This window comes from Pseudomonas sp. FW306-02-D09B, assembly GCF_058782685.1.
In genome coordinates this window covers 230527-250383 of the sequence record NZ_JBYSXY010000008.1, presented here as the reverse complement: position 1 = coordinate 250383, position 19857 = coordinate 230527, and the positions used below count along the sequence as shown (strand labels likewise).

Here is a 19857-nt window from a genome sequence, read left to right as displayed (position 1 = left end):
GTAAGCGCTGTGAGGCGTTGAGCTAACCAATACTAATTGCCCGTGAGGCTTGACCATATAACACCCAAGCAATCTGCATGCTTCGAGAGAAGAGCCAGATTGCGGTGTGTGAAGACGAAACGAACCGAAAGTTCGAGCTGCTCACAAACACCGAGATCTATCACATACCCAATTTGCTGAAGCGAGACCAACAGGTCACGACTCAGTACCCGAATTTCTTGACGACCATAGAGCATTGGAACCACCTGATCCCATCCCGAACTCAGCAGTGAAACGATGCATCGCCGATGGTAGTGTGGGGTTTCCCCATGTGAGAGTAGGTCATCGTCAAGATTAAATTCCGAAACCCCAATTGCGAAAGCAGTTGGGGTTTTGTTTTGCCTGCGAGAAAGTGCCCGGACAACCTGACTAGGTTGCCCGCGCCAGCTTCCACTGCCTGGCCAGATGCACATAGACAATCACGTTGATGAGAAGCACCAGGCAGCCCAGCCCTAGCTGTATCGCCGGTGTCAGTCCCGCCGGGTATATCAACGGCCACACATAGTGCTCGATGAAACTGTCACTGTAACCGTCCTGTCCGGCAGATTGGCGCCAGAGGTTTTCCCAACGGGTCAGTGGGCAGGTCAATTGAAAGACTTCGACGACCACGCCCCACACGGCTGCCGGCACGTGCCACCAGATCAAGTGCCGCCATTTGAGCGTCAACAAGCCTCCGAAAAGCACGAACAGAATGAACACTAGATGAAACAGTACCAGCCCGTCGGCGGCTATTCGGTAAAGCATGACGACTCCGTCCTCTGATTATTTTCCATAGCCGCCGAATATGCGGTTTTGTTGAAGTAAGGCTGCTCGCCTTCAGCAAAACCACACGTTCACGTGGTGATTTTTTGTCCTGTCTCTCGCCACCTATACTCAAAATACCATGGCTGGAAATGCTGCTCGTTCCGTTCGGACAGCGTAAAGGTTAGCGCTGCCGTGTCATTTCTAGGGGACTGCGATCTTGAATCTGCGTTTCCTGCACGTTGTCTTGTTAGTGGTGTTGGCAGGATGTGCCACAGTACATCGTGCCTCCGAGCCGACTGCGCCGGTTGTAATCTCGGAAGCGACCTGGCAGCAGATTGATCAAGACATAGACACCGCATCGTTGGCCTCCAAAGGCGTAGTCAAGCGTTACACACGCAGCGCCATGGAGCGCTGGAGAGAGCTGGTCTACCAGCGTACTGAAACAGACTTCATCCCATGGTTTACCAACTATTGGACCCAGCAATGGCTGTCTGCGAAGGTGGGCTGGTACAAGATGAGCAGCGGAGGAGAGGTCGATCCAGTGGTAAACCGGCTAACGGTCTATCTACAGGAGCAATACCATGAACGCGTGCTGGACCCCGTCGCCAAGGTCACCGATCCCAACGCGATCATGGTTGACGCAATTGCTCTGTATTTACAGACCCTCGACGCGCATCTCGTGGAGATCCAGCAGCACTACAGCGCACCTCAAGATCAATTCGACCGTCGACTCAACGACATTCCGGCAATTGCGCTGGCACCTCCGCCCGCACGCAACGCTTCGCTCTATCAAATTGCTCATGCTGAACCGGTTACCAAACTGCCAGCCTATCAGGCCTTGATCGAACGGGTTCGCAGCGCTAACAGCGGCGCGGGAGCCGGGTTATCGGACGCCGGTATATCGTCGGTGGCCAAGCGAGCCGGCGAAAAACTTGAAGCCGAGATTGCCACGCGCAGTGCCGCCGGTGCTGTTGCCGCGGCAGTTGGCCGAGTAGCGGGGGCAGTAATTTCTGTGGTGTCGGCGAGTGTTGGTGCTGTCTCGAACGAGCATGATCGGCCGGAGACGGAAGCGCAGCTACGCAAAAGCCTGGGCGACGCGTTCGACAAAGCGTGGCTTGGGTTGATAGAAAACGAGGCCAATGGGGTAATGGCGGGGGTCTACTACATTTCGGGGCAGATAGAAGGCAGTCTCGCCAAAAACCTGCCGCTCGTGCCCGAACCTGCACCTCTGGAGTCTCCTCTGCAAGGCGGTCAGGCTCTTCAGTAGGAAAATAGCCTACCTCTGCTACTCAACAGTTGGACATCCATTGAGGGGCGCGCTGGCCATTTTGCTGATCAGGCCGGCCAGTCGTTTTACGTTATTTTGATGAGCCACCACCAGATCATCAACGGTCGATCCCGCCGGTGTTTGCAACGTTGTGCGGCAGGTCAGCGGTGCGCTGTTTGCATCTGCTCCCGAAGTCCTCAGGCGCCATTTCACATCGACGAGTGCGTACTGACCGGGGACAGAATCAAAACGCTGCACATCGACCCGCAGCGAGACATCGCGCTGAGATGTCGTGCCAGACAGTTGATTGAGCAAGGCACTTTTCAACTCGTCGGACAGGCTGGCCCCCCACCATTCGGTTTCCAGAATTGCCAGGCCGCTGTTGCCCTGACGAATGACGATTTGCGGGCGGTCGACCTGAGGCGGCACGGTGACCCGCTCAATCTGGATATCTGCGCCGCCACGCGCGCCTGCGGTCAACTGGGCCGGGATCAGGGTATGGTAATGAATCGGATCACTGCGGCATGCGACGAGCAACACCACCAGGCTGAGCAACGAAACTTTCAGCGAAATAGCCATGGGCTTGCTCCTGGGTCAGTTGCTCGAAGACGGCTGCAGGTCTTGTGTCGGGGCACCTTTGGGGCGCCCGCGCAACAGGGATTCAGGATGACGAGTCAGGTAGTCTGACAATTCACGCAGCGAGCGTGATGCGCGTCCGAGTTCGTCCAGGGTTCCACTCAATTGCTCACGTTGTGGCGAGCCTTCGGCGAGGGTCGAACTGGCCGATTGCAGGGTTTTACTCAAGTCCTGCAAGGTGTTCTGTACACTTGGCAGCGTCGTGCTGTTGACTTGTTTAAGGCTTTTGCGCAGTTCAGTCAGGTTGTCATCAAGGTTATTGGCGATGCGCTCGATCGGCAGTTTGTTGATCTTTTCGATCACTGCCTGAAACTGCTCTTGCAACTGCTCGAGGCTCGCAGGAACAGTGGGTATCCGCATTGGCCGGGCGTTGGGGTCGAAGGCAACTTTTTCGGCTTTAGGGAAGAAATCCAGTGCAATGTACAGCTGTCCGGTCAACAAATTGCCACTGCGGGCCTGGGCGCGCAGGCCGTTTTCGACAAAGCTGCCCATGAGTCGATTAACCGCCTGTTCGTCGTCGGGGTTGTAGTTCAGGGCCTTCAGCATTTTGATATGGGCCTGGCCCAGACGTTGCGGATAGATCACGATGCCCACGTTGATGGGGAAACTGTGGGCCTTCTCATCGTAGTCAAGATTGATCGCGACCACCTTGCCGATATCCAGTCCCTGGAATTCCACGGGGGCATCCACCTTCAAGCCGCGCAATGCCTGATTGAAACGCAGCGACAGGAATTGCGCCTTGCCGTTGGGTGGGGCAAGGGCGGTCTGTTGATTGTCGAACAGCTCGAAGTTTCTGTTTTCGGCCGCCGGTTGGTCGTTGGGACTGTAGTCTGGAGCACGAAAGGTAATTCCGCCCACCAGCAAGGCTGACAGTGACTCGGTTTTGAACGCAAAGCCATTGGCGCCCACATCGATGGCGATACCGCTGACGTTCCAGAAACGAGTGTTTTCAGTGACGTAGACATCGTTCGGCGCCTTGACGAAGACCTGGATGTCCACCCCCTTGCCCTCGGAATCCAGGGTATAGGCGACCACTTGCCCCACCGGGATTTTGCGGAAGTAAACAGGAGAGCCAATTTCCAGTGAGCCGAGATCCTGGGTGTGCAACATGAAATGCTTGCCCGGTTCACCAAAGGTGAGGGGGAGCGGGGCTTCAAGACCTATGAAGGTTTTGGCGCGGGCATCGGCGCGACCGGCGTCGGCACCGACAAAGGCGCCCGAGAGCAACGTGTCAAATCCAGACACGCCGCCGGCACCAATGCGTGGCCGCACGACCCAGAACTTCGAGTCTTCGCGGGTGAAGGATTCCGCCTGTTTGACGAGTTTCACCGTGGCGTTGACGCTCTTCTGGTCATCGCTCAATTCGACCTCGGAGACATGGCCGATCACCACGTTGCGGTATTTGACCTCGGTCTTGTTGGCGATGAGACCTTCGCCAGTCTTGAAGTTGAGAATGATGGTTGGCCCCTGTTGCAGTATGTTGTGCACCACCAGGGACACCCCGACCAGCACTGCGACGATCGGCACGATCCATACCAGCGAAATACTCCAGCGACGGGTCTTGATGTTGGCATGGCCGGGGACTGGCTGTCCCTCAGCGGCTTGCGACTCCATCCATGACCTCCTTGGATTTTCGGTTTTCCCAAATCAGGCGCGGGTCAAAACTCATTGCCGAGAGCATGGTGAACACCACCACCAGACCAAAGAACAGTATCCCCTGGCGGGGTTCGATATCGCCCAGCGCCTGGAACTTCACCAGCGCCGCTACCAGTGCGACGACAATCACATCGAGCATCGACCAGTAGCCGATCAGCTCGACAAAACGGTAGAGTTTTGAACGCTCTTTGCGAGCCCAGAGGCTGCCGCGTTGTACCGTGATCAGCAGCAGCGAGAGGGCCACGAACTTGATGCCCGGCACCGCAATACTGGCGATGAAAATGATCAGCGCAATGTCCCAGGCACCATGCTCCCAGAACTCCAGCACGCCGCCGATGATGGTGCTTTCAGAGTCGCTGCCCAACATGCTGGTGTTCATCACCGGCAACAGATTGGCCGGGATGTAAAACACCATTGAGGCCAGCAGGTATGCCCAGGTTCGGGTCAATGAGTTGGCTTTGCGGGCATGCAAGGGGGCACCACAGCGCTCGCACTCGTGTGGGTGGTCGGTCATGTCACAGGCATTGCCGCAGCTGTGGCACAGGCAAAGGTTGAGATCGCGGGCTTCAGGTGCTGTGTTCATAGGGTGTCCCACAGGTCGCGAACATCGCGGCCGGCAATCCGGATCAGCAGCAAGCTCAGCACCGAGAGGGCAAACAGGCCGATGCCCGGTAGCACATCAAGCAGACCTGCAAGTTTGAACACCGAGACCAGCGCCCCCAGTAGGCAAACCTCAAGCATGCTCCAGGGCCTTAGCGTTTCCAGCCAGCGCATGCACAGCCTGAATGCCGGTGAGCGCCTGGCCGCCAGGGCAAAACTCAACACCCAGACCAGCAACAGCAGTTGAATGATGGGGGCGATGATCATGGCGATGGCCGCGACCATGGCCATGAAGGTGATCGGCCCCTGGCTGAGCGCCAGCACCGAGTCCCATAAAGTGGCGCTATTTTTCAGGCCTTTGAGGCTGATGCTCATCACCGGATAGAAGTTGGCAAAAATCCACAGCACGGCGGCCGTCAGGCTCAAGGCCAGGCGTTGCTCCACTGACAATCCGTTGTAGCGCTGAAGTACCCCGCCACAACGCGTGCACAGGGCAGTTTGATGTTTGGCGAGCGCCACTTTTTCATACACGCAATCGCAATGTTCACAGATGATCAAATGATCAGTCCTGGTCATGGTTCGCGCTCAGGGGAAGTCGGAAGCTACAGGCCGTTAAATGAATATAGAAGCCCCTCGCGATAGAGCAAATCCAATGTACGAGACTGAGGCAAGACGGGGGGGCAAGCGCTGGTAGCTTGCGGCTGTCACAACCAACAACTGCGAGTTCTTGAGGACCGAGAGCGCGCAGTCAGTGGTTTGGGTTGATGGGCGAGAGAAGTTATTCGCCGCGGATGTACTGCTCCAGTTGCTGGATCAGCTCGGCCTGCTCGGCAATGGCTTCCTTGACGAGGTCGCCGATGGACAGCAAACCCAGCAGTTGACCGTTTTCCACCACCGGCAAATGGCGCAGGTGCTTGTCGGTCATGATATTCATGCAGGTTTGCACGGATTGATGGGAGTCCACCGTGATCACTGGCGAGTTCATAATGTCGCTGACGGGCGTGCCGACCGAAGAGCGACCTTTGAGCACCAGTTTGCGCGCATAGTCGCGCTCACTGATCACGCCAACTATTCGACCGTCTTTGAGTACCGGCAATGCGCCGACGTTTTTTGCGGCCATGACCATCAGGGCTTCGAGCACCATCTGATGCGAGTTGATGGTATGAACCTGCTGGTTCTGTTCGGCCTTTAACTTGAGCAGTTGCGCGACGGTCTTCATGAGGGCCTCTCCGGTGTTGTATTTATCAGGCGTCGCCAAGCGCGTTGACGCTTATACAGAATCATAGACGCAGGCCAACAGAGCAAGAGGGCAAAGCGGCATTCAGGGGTTCTAAAAGCGTCATCGAAGGGAGTTTGCGCTATCAGCAGTGCGGTTTCGCTCTTGGCAGTCGCTGATAGCCCGGACGGGCTATCAGCGTCGTGGCGCGCTCGCTTAGCAGTAGCGATCGATCACGCACACACCGGACTGACCCTGTGCACTCTTCCACGCCTGATTCAGCGTCTCAAGAACACGCGCGACAAAGTCTTTGTCGGCGGCAGCTTTCTTGCCAACATAACCCTGGCCGCGACGGTACATCTTCAATCGGGCACGCAAGTCATGCTTGTTCTTTTCGAACTCATCTTCATGAGCGTGGGGCGACAGGCAGTCGATATGCACCTGGCCAGACTCGGCAATCCACAGGATATGGCTGTCATGGCTGTCTTTGTGTGCTGCGAACATCCGAGCCAGTTCATCAATAGTCGGTTGATTGTTCAGATTCATTTGTAAGCCCCTTGACCAGTGTTTGATCTGTCTAGTTGGTTCGCTAATTCACTTCTCTGCATCGGTAAGTTGATATCTGGTACCGAAACCAGGGCGACAGTGGGTGTCTGCCGAATATCGGCAGGGCCTTGAGCAGGATGCATGTAGTCTTGCCGAGAAACTGCTACGCACGTGCGGCACAGCGGGGAGAAACAGCGATTACCTGGACGTTGTTACCGACATTATTCAGCTCGGCCACAAGCATCTTGAGGATTGATCGCCAGCGTTTCTCGTCCTTGTACTGGACGCTCATGCTGGGTCAGCTTCATCAATCTGCCTTGTGGGCAGTACACATCCGGGAGCAGCTCGGCGGTCAGTCGAGCTTTTTCACAACACTTTTGCCAATGCTCCCGATCGGGGAGACGTCCGCATCATGCAAGGGGAAAAACAACTCGTCAACGGTTTTGTAGTGAATATTTTAAATCACTACATAAAACGCTATGGCGCCCGCAGGGTCGGCCTAGAGCCTTGTCCTACAATCACTTGCGCGGCAAACGCAAAGGCAGCCGTGAGCACCGATGACGCGTAGAATCACCCTGTGAAATAGTCTTCGAGGTTGCAGTGGTGGATTTACAGCAGGGCTTCGTCTTGACCCGGCATTGGCGCGATACCCCGGCCGGCACGCAAGTCGAGTTCTGGTTGGCGACCGATCAAGGCCCAAGGCTTGTCCGGCTGCCGGTTCAGCCGTCGGTGGCGTTCATTCCCGAGCAGCAGCGCGAGCAGGCCGAGTTGCTGTTGCGCGGCGAGCAGGGTGTCGAGCTTCGCCCGCTGGGGTTGCAGGATTTTCAGCATCGGCCGGTGTTCGGGCTGTATTGCCAGCAGCACCGCCAGTTGATGCACCTCGATACGCTGTTGCGCAGGGCCGGTGTCGATGTGTTTGAGGCGGATATTCGTCCGCCGGAACGCTACCTGATGGAGCGCTTCATCACCGCGCCGGTATCGTTCACGGGAACGGCGGACGACTCCGGCACACTGCTCGACGCTCATCTCAAGCCTGCGCCTGGCTATCGCCCACGGCTGAAGCTGGTTTCGCTGGATATCGAAACCACCGAGCAGGGCGAGCTGTATTCGATTGCACTGGAAGGCTGTGGTCAGCGTCAGGTCTACATGCTCGGGGCGCCAAATGGCGATGACTCGTTGGTGGATTTTGCGCTTGAGTACTGCGACTCACGAACCCTGTTGCTGAAAAAACTCAACGAGTGGTTTGCGCTCCACGACCCCGATGCAATCATCGGCTGGAACCTGGTGCAATTCGACCTGCGCGTGCTGCACGAGCATGCCCGGCGGCTGGCCGTGCCGTTGCGCCTGGGGCGCGGTGGCGAGGAGATGCAGTGGCGCGAACACGGTTCGGGCAACAATCACTTCTTTGCCGCAGCGGCAGGCCGACTGATCATCGATGGCATCGAGTCACTGCGCTCGGCGACCTGGAGTTTCCCCTCGTTCAGTCTGGAGAACGTCGCGCAGACGCTGCTCGGCGAAGGTAAGTCGATCGACAATCCGTACCAGCGCATGGACGAAATCAACCGCATGTTCGCCGAGGACAAGCCCGCGCTGGCGCGCTACAACCTCAAGGATTGCGAGCTGGTCACGCGGATATTCCACAAGACCGAACTGCTGACCTTCTTGCTCGAGCGCGCCAGCGTCACCGGTTTACCGGCCGATCGCAGCGGCGGTTCGGTTGCCGCGTTCACTCACCTCTACATGCCGTTGATGCACCGTCAGGGCTTTGTCGCGCCGAACCTCGGCGAGCGTCCTCCGCAGGCCAGTCCCGGCGGGTTTGTCATGGACTCGCAACCGGGGTTGTACGAATCGGTGTTGGTGCTCGACTACAAGAGCCTGTACCCGTCGATCATCCGGACCTTTTTGATCGACCCGGTGGGGCTGGTGGAGGGCTTGCGCCACCCCGACGGCAGCGAGTCGGTGCCGGGTTTCCGTGGTGCACGTTTCTCGCGGACGCGGCACTGCCTGCCAGCGATTGTCGCCCGTGTATCGGAAGGCCGGGAAGTTGCCAAGCGCGAGCACAATGCACCGCTTTCCCAGGCCTTGAAGATCATCATGAATGCGTTCTATGGCGTACTGGGTTCCAGTGGCTGCCGGTTTTTCGATACACGCCTGGCGTCATCGATCACCTTGCGCGGGCACGAGATCATGCTCAGGACTCGCCAACTGATCGAGGCGCAAGGGCACGCGGTGATTTATGGCGACACCGACTCGACTTTCGTCTGGCTGCGGCGTGCTCATGGTCAGGAAGAGGCGGCGCAGATCGGCCGGTCTCTGGTCGAATTCGTCAACCAATGGTGGCGCGAGCATTTGCTGCAGGAGTTCGGTTTGCACAGCGTGCTCGAACTGCAATTCGAAACGCACTTTCGACGGTTTCTGATGCCGACCATTCGCGGCGCAGAAGAGGGCAGCAAGAAGCGCTATGCCGGGCTGGTGACGCGCGCCGACGGCACTGACGAAATGGTCTACAAAGGCCTGGAAACCGTGCGCACCGACTGGTCGCCGCTGGCCCGGCAATTTCAGCAGGAACTCTACCTGCGGATCTTTCACCGTCGGCCTTATCAGGATTACGTTCGCGAGTTTGTCCGGGCGACGCTGGCCGGTGAGCATGATGACTTGCTGATCTACCGCAAGCGCCTGCGCCGGCCATTGGACGACTATCAACGCAACGTACCGCCCCATGTGCGGGCCGCACGCCTGGCCGACGAATACAACGATCGACTGGGCCGGCCACTGCAGTATCAGCGCGGCGGCTGGATCAGTTACATGATCACGGTGGCGGGACCCGAACCGCTGGAAACCCGCAGCGCGCCGATTGACTACGACCATTACGTCAGCCGCCAGCTGCAGCCGGTGGCCGACGCGATACTGCCGTTTGTCGATGATGATTTCAGCACGCTGATTGGCGGGCAATTGGGCTTGTTCTAAGCCTCAGACCATCGCCAGCGGATGTTTGCGAGTGGGCGCGCCAAACGCTCGATCCAATGCCTGAAGATCTTCATCATCGAGCTTCAGTTCGCCGGCGGCAGCGTTCAACCGCACGTGTTCTGGGTGTACCGCTTTGGGGATGGCAATCATGCCGTTCTGACGCAGAATCCAGGCCAGTGACACCTGGGCCGCAGTGACGTTATGGCGTGCGGCGATCTGCTTCAGTGCCGGCTCGACCAGGAGGCCCCCGGCCTGGGCAATCGGACAATATGCCATTAACGGCATGCGCTGTTGCTGGCACCAGGGCAGCAGGTCGAATTCGATGCCGCGCTCCTCAAGGTTGTAGAGCACCTGATTGGTCGCGCAGGTTCCAGGGCCCAGTTCATGCAGGTCCGCCAGATCGAAATTGGACACGCCCCAACGGCCAATCTTGCCGTCGTCGCGCAGGCGTTCGAACGCATCGACGGTCTCTGCGAGCGGGAACTGGCCGCGCCAGTGCAGCAAATACAGATCGATGTAGTCGGTTCCCAAACGGCGCAAGCTGCGTTCGCAGGCCAGAGGAATACCGCGTTGGCTGGCGTTGTGCGGGTAGACCTTGCTGACCAGAAACACCTGATCGCGAACACCGGTAATGGCTTTGCCAACCACCTCCTCTGCGCCGCCCTCGGCATACATTTCTGCGGTGTCGATCAAGGTCATTCCCAGCTCGATGCCGGTGCGCAATGCAGCGATTTCACGGGTTCGTTGTTGCGGATCTTCACCCATGCGCCAGGTGCCCTGACCAATGACAGGGACGGGCACCCCAGCCAGTTCAAGCGTACGCATCACAACCTCCAGACGAGACTTGATGAATAGAAATTGGGCCGCAGCGAAGCCAAGAGGTTCTATCGCACATTTGACGCCATCCATTGCATATATTTAAAAGGAATAAATATCTAGTTATTTATTCCTTTGTTCTTTGTTCAATCAAGTGCATTTTAAGGCCATGCACAGCCGTGCTCATGTAGCCATTTCGACAGGAAGCCTAGTCATGACCATCAAAGCAATCAACGTCCGCAATCAGTTCAAAGGCATCGTCAAGGAAATCCTGGAAGGGCCGGTGGTCTCTGAAGTCGATGTACAAACCGCTTCCGGGATTGTCACTTCGGTGATTACCACGCGTTCGATTCGCGATCTCGAGTTGGTGGTGGGCAGCGAGGTCATCGCGTTCGTCAAATCCACCGAGGTCTCGATCGCCAAGCTCTGACGCGAGAGCCCGGCGTCACGTTCTCTCACAGAGCCGTCATGGTCGGCTGCCCTCGGCGATGACGGCGGCTTTGCTTTCCCGGGTGTAAGTCAGTACGAAGTGCGCCGCGAGACCGAAGATCAAACCCCAGAAGGCGGCGGCCAAACCGAGGAAACTCATGCCCGAGGCGGTGACCAGGAAGGTGATCAGCGCCGCTTCACGTTGCTTCTCGTCCGCCATGGCGCCGGTCAACCCGGCGCTGATTGCACCGAACAAGGCCAGGCCGGCGAGGGAGGCAATCAACTCTTTAGGCAGGGCGGAAAACACCGAGGCCAGGGTCGCGCCAAAGGTGCCCATCAGAATGTAGAACACCCCGCAGGCAATCCCGGCGACGTAGCGTTTGTCGCGGTCTTCGTGGGCTTCGCGGCCGGTGCAGATCGCCGCCGTAATCGCTGCCAGGTTAAAACCGTGGGAGCCGAACGGGGCCATCAGAATCGAGCCAATCGCGGTGACCGAAATGATCGAGTGCGCCGGGGTGTTGTAGCCCGAAGTGCGCAACACCGCCATGCCGGGGACATGCTGGCCGGTCAGGGTCACCAGAGCCAGTGGCAGACCGATGTTGATGATTGCGTGCCAGCTCCACTCGGGGGCGATGAAGACCGGGTGGGCCACGGCGATGGTGATCGAGCTGCTGTTGAGTTCACCGAACGAGGCAGCCACGGCGCAACCGATAATCAGCACCGAGAGAATCGCGTAGCGTGGCGAAAAGCGTTTGAAGATCAGATAGGTCGCGATCATCGACAGCACCAACGCCGGTTGCAGCTTGATCGAGGTGAACAGCTCTGCGCCGAAGCGAAACAGAATACCCGCGAGCATGGCGGCAGCGATGGCTTTGGGCAGGCGACTCATCAGTTTGTCGAACGCACCGGACAAACCGACCACGGCGATGATTACCGACGCCACGACATAGGCACCGATGGCCTGGGGCAGGGTAACGGTGGGCAGCATCGATACCAGCAATGCCGCACCCGGCGTCGACCACGCGGTGATTACCGGAATCCGCAGGCGCCAGCTCAGGAACAGGCCGGTAATGCCGCTGCCGATGGAAATGGCCCAGATCCACGAAGACACCACGTCGTTGGGCAGATGGGCTTCCTTGGCTGCCTGAAACACGATGATCAAAGGGCCGGCATAGGAAATGATCACGGCGATGAAGCCCGCAATGACCGCTGACAGGGATAGATCCTTTTTGAGTGTGTCCATGATGTCTCGATTTGGCGCGGCAGAGTCGCGCAGTGATCAGGTGGGGAGGATTGAGTCGATTGATTCGATTCTAGATGAGTGTATTTGATTAAATTGAGTTGATTCAATAGGTGGTGAGACTGTTATGAGATGTTTTCTTGCTATCAGTGCCTGTTTTTTGGTCGAATGTTATTTAATTGATTGATTTATAAGTATATTAATACTCTAAAAAATATCTTCAGGTTGCGATGCATACCGATTCAATTGTTGAGTCAATCGACTCAATTTACTGATTGAGTCGATTGATTAGTTGCCTAACCTCCATGTGATATGCTCGGATATTCATCATTTCTACGATGGGCAGTGAACATTCATGTGGGTTCCCCAGCTAAGCGAGTTCAGCCAGCCGATGTATTTGTCGATTGCCGATGCGTTGGCGCGCGATATCAGCAGCGGCGTGCTGAGCGAAGGTGATCGTCTGCCGACCCTGCGGGAGCTGGCCACCACCTTGAATGTCACGCCGGGCACCATCAGTCGGGCCTACAGCGAAGCCCATCGACGTCGTCTGGTGCAGGGGGAAGTGGGGCGGGGCACTTATGTGCTCAATCAAAAGCAACTGGAACTGCCAGCCGGCAACAGCGCCGCGTCGCTGAACCTGGGGCAATCCGAATTACTCGATCTGTCGATCATCAAGCCCAGCAGCGAAACCCTGGAATACTGGTTGCGCGGTGCGTTGGTGGGCATGGCCAAGAGCACCGACTTCGCCCGTACCCTGGATTACGCGCCGGACGGCGGTCACCCGGCTCATCGCGAAGCGGGTGCGCAGTGGTTGCGCCATTCGTTGCCCGATGCGCAATGGCAGCAAGTGGTGATCACCGCCGGTGCCCAGCATGGCTTGATGGTCGCGATGAGCGCCCTGACCAACGCCGGTGACCTGGTGCTCTGCGAAGAACTTTGCTACCCCGGCATCATTTCCCTGGCTCATGGTCTTGAGCGCCGCCTGCGTGGCGTGCCGATGGACGATGAAGGGATCATTCCCGAAGCGCTGCGCGAACTGTGCCTGCGCGAGAGGCCAGCGATGCTGGTTTGCGTCGCGACCTGCCAGAACCCGACGGCGGCGATCATGTCGCAAAAACGCCGAGCACAAATCGCGGCACTGGCCGAAGAGTTCGACTTCATCATCCTGGACGATGACATCTACGGCTTCCTTGCCACCGATCCGTCGATCAAGCCGTTGTCGGCGTTTGCGCCGGATCGTTCGGTGTACCTGACCAGTCTGTCGAAATCGGTGATGCCGGCGCTACGCATCGGCTATCTCTATAGCCCGCCCAAATTGCTCTCGCGCCTGACCTCGATGGTGCGCAGCAGCGTCTGGATGCCGTCGCCGCTGACCGCGCAATTGGCCAGCAATGTGATTACCGAAGGCCTCGACAAAAACCTGATCCGCATCCAGCGCAACGAAGCCGCCGGGCGGCAAGCGATTGCCCAGGAAATATTTGCCAATTTCGAGCTCAAGACCCAGCCGTATTCCTACCACATCTGGTTGACGCTGCCTGAGCCATGGACCAGCGACGAGTTCACCATGCTGGCTCGGACCCACGGGGTGCTGGTGCTCAGTGGCACGCAATTTCAGGCCGAACGTTCCGGGATTACCCGCTGCGTGCGGGTGGTGCTGATGTCGCCCACCAGCCAGGACGAATTGCGCTTCGCCCTGACCAAGCTGACCAGCCTGATCGATTCCGACCCGCGACGTTACTACTGAGATCACGAGGGCGGCCTGGAAGCAAAAAGGGCGCCCGAGGGCGCCCAAAATCACCTTAACCGAGGAGCCAGGTGAGGCCGTTCGTGTAACTGCGGCGGTGGTAAGGCGCTGCGTGAACGGAATTGCGTGACACGCCCGAAGGCGCACCGTTATCTATTCAGTGCTGTCGCGGTGAAACGCGACGGCGTTAAGCCGTCGCACCGATCTGTTGGGTAGCAGGTCGTTGTGAAGCCGGTTGCTTCCAGGATTCGCTGGCGGTCTGATCCATGGCTTCCTGGATCGCACGCTTGCGAGTGGCTTCGGCCTTGCGGCTGAAGTACCAGACCATGAAGGTCACGATCGATACCGCCAGCAGAATCAGGCTGGCCACGGCGTTGATCTCGGGTTTCACGCCCAGACGCACAGCCGAGAACACTTCCATCGGCAAGGTCGTGGAACCCGGCCCGGAGACGAAGCTCGCCAGCACCAGATCGTCCAGCGACAGGGCGAACGACATCATGCCGCCTGCTGCCAGCGACGGCGCGATCATTGGAATGGTGATCAGGAAGAACACCTTCAATGGCCGGGCACCGAGGTCCATCGCGGCCTCTTCGATGGACAGGTCCAGCTCACGCAAGCGCGCCGATACCACCACCGCCACATAGGCGGCGCAGAACGTGGTGTGGGCGATCCAGATGGTGACGATGCCACGTTCCTGCGGCCAGCCGATCATCTGCGCCATGGCCACGAACAGCAGCAACAACGACAGGCCGGTGATCACTTCCGGCATCACCAGCGGCGCGGTGACCAGGCCGCCGAACAGTGTGCGGCCCTTGAAGCGGGTGACTCGGGTCAGTACGAAAGCCGCCAGCGTCCCCAGCGCAACCGCCGCAATCGAGGTGTAGCAGGCAATTTCCAGCGAACGAACCACCGAGCCCATCAGTTGAGTGTTGTCCAGCAGGCCGACGTACCACTTCACCGACCAGCCGCCCCAGACGGTCACCAGTTTCGAGGCGTTGAACGAGTAGATCACCAGGATCAGCATCGGCATGTAGATGAACAGCAGGCCGAGCACCAGCATCATTCTTGAAAATCCGAAACGGTTCATGCCCGTCCCTCCATCTCTTTGGCTTGGCTACGGTTGAACAGGATGATCGGCACAATCAGGATCGCCAGCATCACCACCGCCAACGCGGACGCCACCGGCCAGTCACGGTTGTTGAAGAACTCCTGCCACAGCACGCGACCAATCATCAGGGTTTCCGGGCCGCCGAGCAGCTCCGGAATCACGAACTCACCGACCACCGGAATGAACACCAGCATGCAGCCTGCGATGATGCCGTTCCTGGCCAGCGGGACGGTGATTTTCCAGAAGTTGTTGAAGTTGCTTGAACCCAGGTCCGATGCGGCTTCCAGCAGACTGCCGTCATGCTTGACGAGGTTGGCGTACAGCGGCAGCACCATGAACGGCAGGTACGCATACACCACTCCGATATAGACCGCGGTGTTGGTGTTGAGGATTTCGATCGGCTCTGAAATCAGCCCGGTCCAGAGCAAGAAGGCATTGAGCAAACCGTTGTTGCTGAGGATGCCCATCCACGCATACACGCGAATCAGGATGGCGGTCCAGGTCGGCATCATGATCAGCAGCAGCAAGACGTTCTGCGCTTCCTTGCTGGCCTTGGAAATGGCGTAGGCCATCGGGAAACCGATCACCAGGCACATCGCCGTGCTGAGGGCGGCCATTTTCAAGGAGCCCAGATAAGCCGAGATGTACAGCTCATCGTCGCCGAGCATGGCGTAGTTGCCGAGGTTCAACAGCAGCTGGAATTTCTGCTCAGCGAAGCTGTAGATCTCGGAGTAGGGTGGAATGGCCAGGGCTGCTTCAGAAAAACTGATCTTCATCACCAGGAAAAACGGCAGCATGAAGAACAGGCACAGCCACAGGAATGGAATACCGATCACGACTTTACGGCCGCTCGGCAAAAACCGCTGAAACTGCTGAGTGAGAGTGTTCATGCGCGCAGTACCACGCCGCTGTCGTCTTCCCACCAGACGTAGACCTGATCGTCCCACGTCGGGCGTGTGCCACGGCGTTCGGCGTTGGCCATGAACGACTGCACGATCTTGCCGCCAGGCAGCTCGACGTAAAACACCGAGTGCCCGCCGAGGTAAGCGATGTCGTGAACCTTACCCTGGGACCAGTTGTAACGGGTATCGGGTTTGAGGGTGCTGACCAGCATTTTTTCCGGGCGGATGGCGTAGGTGATCGACTTGTCCTGCACCGAGGTACTCACGCCGTGACCGACGTAGATCTTCTGTTCCAGGTCCGGGCTGTGAATGATCGCGTGACCTTCCAGGTCTTCTACAACGGTGCCGTCGAAGGCGTTCACGTTGCCGATGAATTCGCAGACCATGCGGCTGACCGGCGCTTCATAGATATCGACCGGACTACCGATCTGCGCGATCCAGCCCAGGTGCATGATCGCGATGCGTTGGGCCATGGTCATGGCCTCTTCCTGGTCGTGGGTCACCATCACGCAGGTCACGCCGACGCGCTCGATGATTTCCACCAACTCGAGTTGCATCTGCGAGCGCAGCTTTTTATCCAATGCACCCATCGGCTCGTCGAGCAGTAGCAGTTTCGGGCGCTTGGCCAGCGAACGAGCCAGTGCCACACGCTGACGCTGACCACCGGAGAGTTGATGCGGCTTGCGCTTGGCGTACTGGGTCATGTGCACCAGCTTGAGCATTTCTTCGACGCGGGCTTCGATTTCGCTGGCGGGCAGACGGTCCTGCTTCAGACCGAAGGCAATGTTCTGCGCCACGGTCATGTGCGGGAACAGCGCGTAGGACTGGAACATCATGTTGATCGGTCGCTCGTACGGCGGCATATCGGTGATGTCCACGCCATCGAGGTAGATCCGCCCTTCGGTCGGTCGCTCAAAGCCTGCCAGCATGCGCAGGAGTGTCGATTTGCCGGAACCCGAACCACCGAGCATGGCGAAGATTTCGCCTTGGTGGATGTCCAGGGACACATCGTCTACGGCAATGGTTTCGTCAAATTTCTTGGTTACGCGGTCGACTCTCACCAGAACCTTTTTCGGTTGCTGATTACCTTCTAGAGCCTTCCTGTAAATGCTGGAGGCGTTTGCCATGTGAAACTCCCAACAGGTGTCAGTCGTCGGGCCAATACGGCCTGACTTAATAGTTGATTGCGAACCCGCACCGGGTACGGCCCTTGTAGGAGTCGAGCTTGCTCGCGATGGCGGCCTGCCAGTCAGCATTGATGTCGACTGTCAGGGCCTCATCGCGAGCAAGCTCGGCTCCTACAAGGGTTACCCGTGTCGGTCGGGCTAATTCGGCGCCGCCGTCCTGGCTGCCTGGTCGTACTTGTTGTTATTGCGGTGTGTCGTTTTCGTGAGTCACGGATGCGCAAGGGCGCGCCCGCCCGACTCACGTGGGCAGTAAATGGATTAATCGAGTGTTCAGTCAGCGCGTATTACGCAGCGCCGCCCGTTGCCGACATGCGTCGCCAAACGCCTGGAAAATACTCAAGTAGGGAGGGTTGGCCAGGACCTGCCATTCCGGGTGCCATTGCACGCCGAGGGCGAAGGCCTTGCTGTGCTCTACGGAGATCGCTTCGATCAGGCCATCGGGAGCGATGGCTTCGGCGCGCAGGCCGGGAGCAAGTCGGTCGATGCCTTGGCTGTGAATCGAATTGACCTGGAACACCGGCGGCAATTCCAGCGCTTGGAACACACCGCCCGGTTGCACGCTGACCGCATGAGCCGGTGCGTACTGCACCGCCAGGTCCGGATGATCCGCTTCCCGGTGATCAAGCATGCCGGGCAATTCGTGGACCTTCTGATGCAAGCTGCCACCGAACGCCACGTTCATTTCCTGAAAGCCGCGACAGATACCGAGCACCGGAACACCGGCGGCAATCGCTGCACGCAATAAGGGAAGGGTGGTGCTGTCCCGGGCAGGATCGTGATCCGTGCCGGGTGCGCTGGCGGGGCCATGATAGTGGAAGGGTTCCACATTCGATGGCGAGCCGGTCAGCAACAAACCGTCGAGATGCGCGAGCAGCTCATCAATCTCGGTTAGTTCGCCTAAGGAAGGAATGACCACCGGCAGCCCCAGAGCCGCGACGCTGACAGCACGCAAGTACTTGTCGCCGCTAACGTGGTAGGGGTGCAGGCCAATCTGTTTGACGCACGCAGTAACGCCGATCAATGGCTTGAGTGCCATTTTTATCACCTCGAAGTTTCACACTTGAACGAGCTTTTCCGGAGCTTAGCCTCGTTGATTTTAATTAACAACTCTCATGTAAAAAATTCTAAACGCAAAAACGGTCGGGAATCCGGGCTGGCGCGGGTTTTAGGCGCTAAAGAGGCCGGTGAGTGGCTGAGTCGGCCAATAAATTCAACGTTAAAGGCGCTTCGTTCGCTATTGACTTCACTTTGCCTTTCGGATTGACTGGGCTCGTGAAAGTGCGGTGAACATAATAATTAACAGCTAATAGGTGCATCATGTCGGTCCCTCTGCGTGCCGTTCAACTCAACGAAGCAAACGCATTCCTTAAGAAATATCCTGAGGTTTTGTACGTCGACCTTCTGATTGCGGATATGAACGGTGTGGTGCGCGGCAAGCGCATCGAGCGCACCAGTCTTCATAAGGTTTACGAAAAAGGCATCAATCTGCCGGCGTCACTGTTCGCTCTGGACATCAATGGTTCCACGGTGGAAAGCACCGGCCTGGGCCTGGACATCGGCGACTCCGACCGAATCTGCTACCCGATTCCCGGCACCCTGAGCATCGAGCCTTGGCAGAAGCGCCCCACCGCGCAACTGTTGATGACCATGCACGAACTCGAAGGCGAGCCGTTCTTTGCCGACCCGCGTGAAGTGCTGGCCAATGTGGTGCGCAAGTTCGACGAGATGGGCCTGACCATCTGCGCCGCGTTCGAACTCGAGTTCTACCTGATCGACCAGGACAACGTGAACGGACGTCCGCAGTCGCCACGCTCACCGGTTTCCGGCAAGCGTCCGATGTCGACCCAGGTGTACCTGATCGACGACCTCGACGAATACGTCGACTGCCTGCAAGACATCCTTGAAGGCGCGAAAGAGCAGGGCATCCCGGCTGACGCCATCGTCAAGGAAAGCGCCCCGGCGCAGTTCGAAGTGAACCTGCACCACGTCTCCGACCCGATCAAGGCTTGCGATTACGCGGTGTTGCTCAAGCGTCTGGTGAAGAACATCGCCTACGACCATGAAATGGACACCACCTTCATGGCCAAGCCGTATCCGGGCCAGGCGGGCAACGGTCTGCACGTGCACATTTCGATTCTCGACAAAGAAGGCAACAACATCTTTGCCAGCGAGGATCCCGAGCAGAACGCCGCACTACGTCACGCAATTGGCGGTGTGCTCGAGACCCTGCCGGCGCAGATGGCCTTTCTCTGCCCGAACGTCAACTCGTACCGTCGTTTCGGCGCTCAGTTCTACGTGCCGAACTCGCCAAGCTGGGGCATCGACAACCGCACCGTTGCGGTCCGTGTACCCACCGGTTCTGCAGACGCCGTGCGGATCGAGCACCGGGTGGCCGGCGCTGACGCCAACCCGTACCTGCTGATGGCCTCGGTGCTGGCCGGTATTCACCATGGCCTGACCAACGAAATCGAGCCGGGCCCACCGGTCGAAGGCAACAGCTACGAGCAGAACGAACAGAGCCTGCCGAACAACCTGCGCGATGCACTTCGCGAACTGGACGACAGCGAAGTCATGGCCAGGTACATCGACCCGCTGTACATCGACGTGTTTGTGGCGTGCAAGGAAAGCGAGCTGGCCGAGTTCGAGAACTCCATCTCGGACCTTGAGTACAACTGGTATCTGCACACGGTCTGACGGCCAAACCCCCGTCCGTTAGGGTGAAACACTCATCAAATGTGGGAGCGGGCTTGCTCGCGAAAG

The 19857-nt window shown here is 58.0% G+C and carries 18 protein-coding genes and 1 rRNA gene; 6 read left to right on the top strand and 13 right to left on the bottom strand.

All coding sequences use genetic code 11. From position 1 onward, the window contains the following. The first annotated feature begins 217 nt into the window (after positions 1-217). Positions 218-333, top strand: a 5S ribosomal RNA gene (rrf, locus tag AC3WK5_RS16150). Positions 334-408: 75 nt separating this feature from the next. On the opposite strand, the gene AC3WK5_RS16145 is transcribed toward rrf, so the two are convergent. Continuing rightward, positions 409-783: a DUF2784 domain-containing protein gene (locus AC3WK5_RS16145; protein ID WP_103320254.1), complete on the bottom strand. Its 375-nt coding sequence runs from the start codon at positions 781-783 to the stop codon at positions 409-411. Positions 784-1000: 217 nt separating this feature from the next. Between AC3WK5_RS16145 and AC3WK5_RS16140 the strand changes: the two genes are divergently transcribed. Beyond that, on the top strand, positions 1001-2050 hold the full coding sequence (locus AC3WK5_RS16140; protein ID WP_054598139.1) for a hypothetical protein: 1050 nt from the start codon (positions 1001-1003) through the stop codon (positions 2048-2050). 18 nt (positions 2051-2068) lie between these two features. Here AC3WK5_RS16140 and AC3WK5_RS16135 read toward each other — a convergent pair whose 3' ends face one another. From AC3WK5_RS16135 to AC3WK5_RS16110, 6 genes are all read right to left on the bottom strand, one after another. After that, a complete protein-coding gene (locus tag AC3WK5_RS16135) occupies positions 2069-2629 on the bottom strand; it encodes a PqiC family protein (RefSeq protein WP_103320252.1) in 561 nt (186 codons plus the stop codon). A 15-nt stretch (positions 2630-2644) separates the two neighbouring features. Next, positions 2645-4300, bottom strand: coding sequence for a PqiB family protein (locus tag AC3WK5_RS16130; protein ID WP_103320250.1), 1656 nt, complete (start codon positions 4298-4300; stop codon positions 2645-2647). Further along, positions 4281-4925 (bottom strand): paraquat-inducible protein A, encoded by a 645-nt coding sequence (locus AC3WK5_RS16125; protein WP_054598136.1) that lies wholly within the window; start codon positions 4923-4925, stop codon positions 4281-4283. The genes AC3WK5_RS16130 and AC3WK5_RS16125 overlap by 20 nt, the downstream gene beginning before the upstream one ends. After that, positions 4922-5518: a paraquat-inducible protein A gene (locus AC3WK5_RS16120; protein ID WP_103320248.1), complete on the bottom strand. Its 597-nt coding sequence runs from the start codon at positions 5516-5518 to the stop codon at positions 4922-4924. The genes AC3WK5_RS16125 and AC3WK5_RS16120 overlap by 4 nt, the downstream gene beginning before the upstream one ends. A 202-nt stretch (positions 5519-5720) precedes the next feature. After that, entirely contained in the window at positions 5721-6161 is a 441-nt protein-coding gene (locus AC3WK5_RS16115) for a CBS domain-containing protein (RefSeq protein ID WP_054598134.1), read from the bottom strand. Between the two features lie 213 nt (positions 6162-6374). Next, positions 6375-6704, bottom strand: a complete 330-nt coding sequence (locus tag AC3WK5_RS16110; protein ID WP_054598133.1) for a hypothetical protein — start codon at positions 6702-6704, stop codon at positions 6375-6377. A 603-nt stretch (positions 6705-7307) separates the two neighbouring features. Between AC3WK5_RS16110 and AC3WK5_RS16105 the strand changes: the two genes are divergently transcribed. Further along, positions 7308-9671: a DNA polymerase II gene (locus AC3WK5_RS16105; protein ID WP_177474956.1), complete on the top strand. Its 2364-nt coding sequence runs from the start codon at positions 7308-7310 to the stop codon at positions 9669-9671. A 3-nt stretch (positions 9672-9674) separates the two neighbouring features. Here AC3WK5_RS16105 and AC3WK5_RS16100 read toward each other — a convergent pair whose 3' ends face one another. Continuing rightward, entirely contained in the window at positions 9675-10496 is an 822-nt protein-coding gene (locus AC3WK5_RS16100) for an aldo/keto reductase (RefSeq protein WP_103320244.1), read from the bottom strand. 205 nt (positions 10497-10701) lie between these two features. On the opposite strand from AC3WK5_RS16100, the gene AC3WK5_RS16095 reads away from it, so the two are divergent. Further along, a complete protein-coding gene (locus AC3WK5_RS16095; protein WP_054598130.1) occupies positions 10702-10917 on the top strand; it encodes a TOBE domain-containing protein in 216 nt (71 codons plus the stop codon). A 36-nt stretch (positions 10918-10953) separates the two neighbouring features. On the opposite strand, the gene AC3WK5_RS16090 is transcribed toward AC3WK5_RS16095, so the two are convergent. After that, positions 10954-12159, bottom strand: a complete 1206-nt coding sequence (locus tag AC3WK5_RS16090; protein WP_103320243.1) for a benzoate/H(+) symporter BenE family transporter — start codon at positions 12157-12159, stop codon at positions 10954-10956. A 352-nt stretch (positions 12160-12511) separates the two neighbouring features. On the opposite strand from AC3WK5_RS16090, the gene AC3WK5_RS16085 reads away from it, so the two are divergent. After that, positions 12512-13900 carry an aminotransferase-like domain-containing protein gene (locus tag AC3WK5_RS16085; RefSeq protein ID WP_103320241.1) on the top strand — a complete coding sequence of 463 codons (1389 nt, stop codon included), beginning with the start codon at positions 12512-12514 and terminating at the stop codon, positions 13898-13900. A gap of 187 nt (positions 13901-14087) precedes the next feature. Here the strand turns inward: AC3WK5_RS16085 and AC3WK5_RS16080 are convergent, their stop codons facing one another. The 4 genes from AC3WK5_RS16080 to AC3WK5_RS16065 form a co-directional block, all read right to left on the bottom strand. Beyond that, entirely contained in the window at positions 14088-14987 is a 900-nt protein-coding gene (locus AC3WK5_RS16080) for an ABC transporter permease subunit (protein WP_103320239.1), read from the bottom strand. Continuing rightward, positions 14984-15865 (bottom strand): ABC transporter permease subunit, encoded by an 882-nt coding sequence (locus AC3WK5_RS16075; protein WP_162174759.1) that lies wholly within the window; start codon positions 15863-15865, stop codon positions 14984-14986. Before AC3WK5_RS16075 ends, AC3WK5_RS16080 begins: the two co-directional genes overlap by 4 nt. Before the next feature lie 29 nt (positions 15866-15894). Next, the gene (locus tag AC3WK5_RS16070; RefSeq protein WP_054598125.1) at positions 15895-17037 is read right to left on the bottom strand and encodes an ABC transporter ATP-binding protein; all 1143 of its coding nucleotides are present in this window, start codon (positions 17035-17037) and stop codon (positions 15895-15897) included. A gap of 334 nt (positions 17038-17371) precedes the next feature. Further along, positions 17372-18133, bottom strand: coding sequence for a gamma-glutamyl-gamma-aminobutyrate hydrolase family protein (locus AC3WK5_RS16065; RefSeq protein ID WP_103320237.1), 762 nt, complete (start codon positions 18131-18133; stop codon positions 17372-17374). 281 nt (positions 18134-18414) lie between these two features. On the opposite strand from AC3WK5_RS16065, the gene AC3WK5_RS16060 reads away from it, so the two are divergent. Continuing rightward, the gene (locus AC3WK5_RS16060; RefSeq protein ID WP_054598123.1) at positions 18415-19791 is read left to right on the top strand and encodes a glutamine synthetase family protein; all 1377 of its coding nucleotides are present in this window, start codon (positions 18415-18417) and stop codon (positions 19789-19791) included. Positions 19792-19857: the final 66 nt, after the last annotated feature.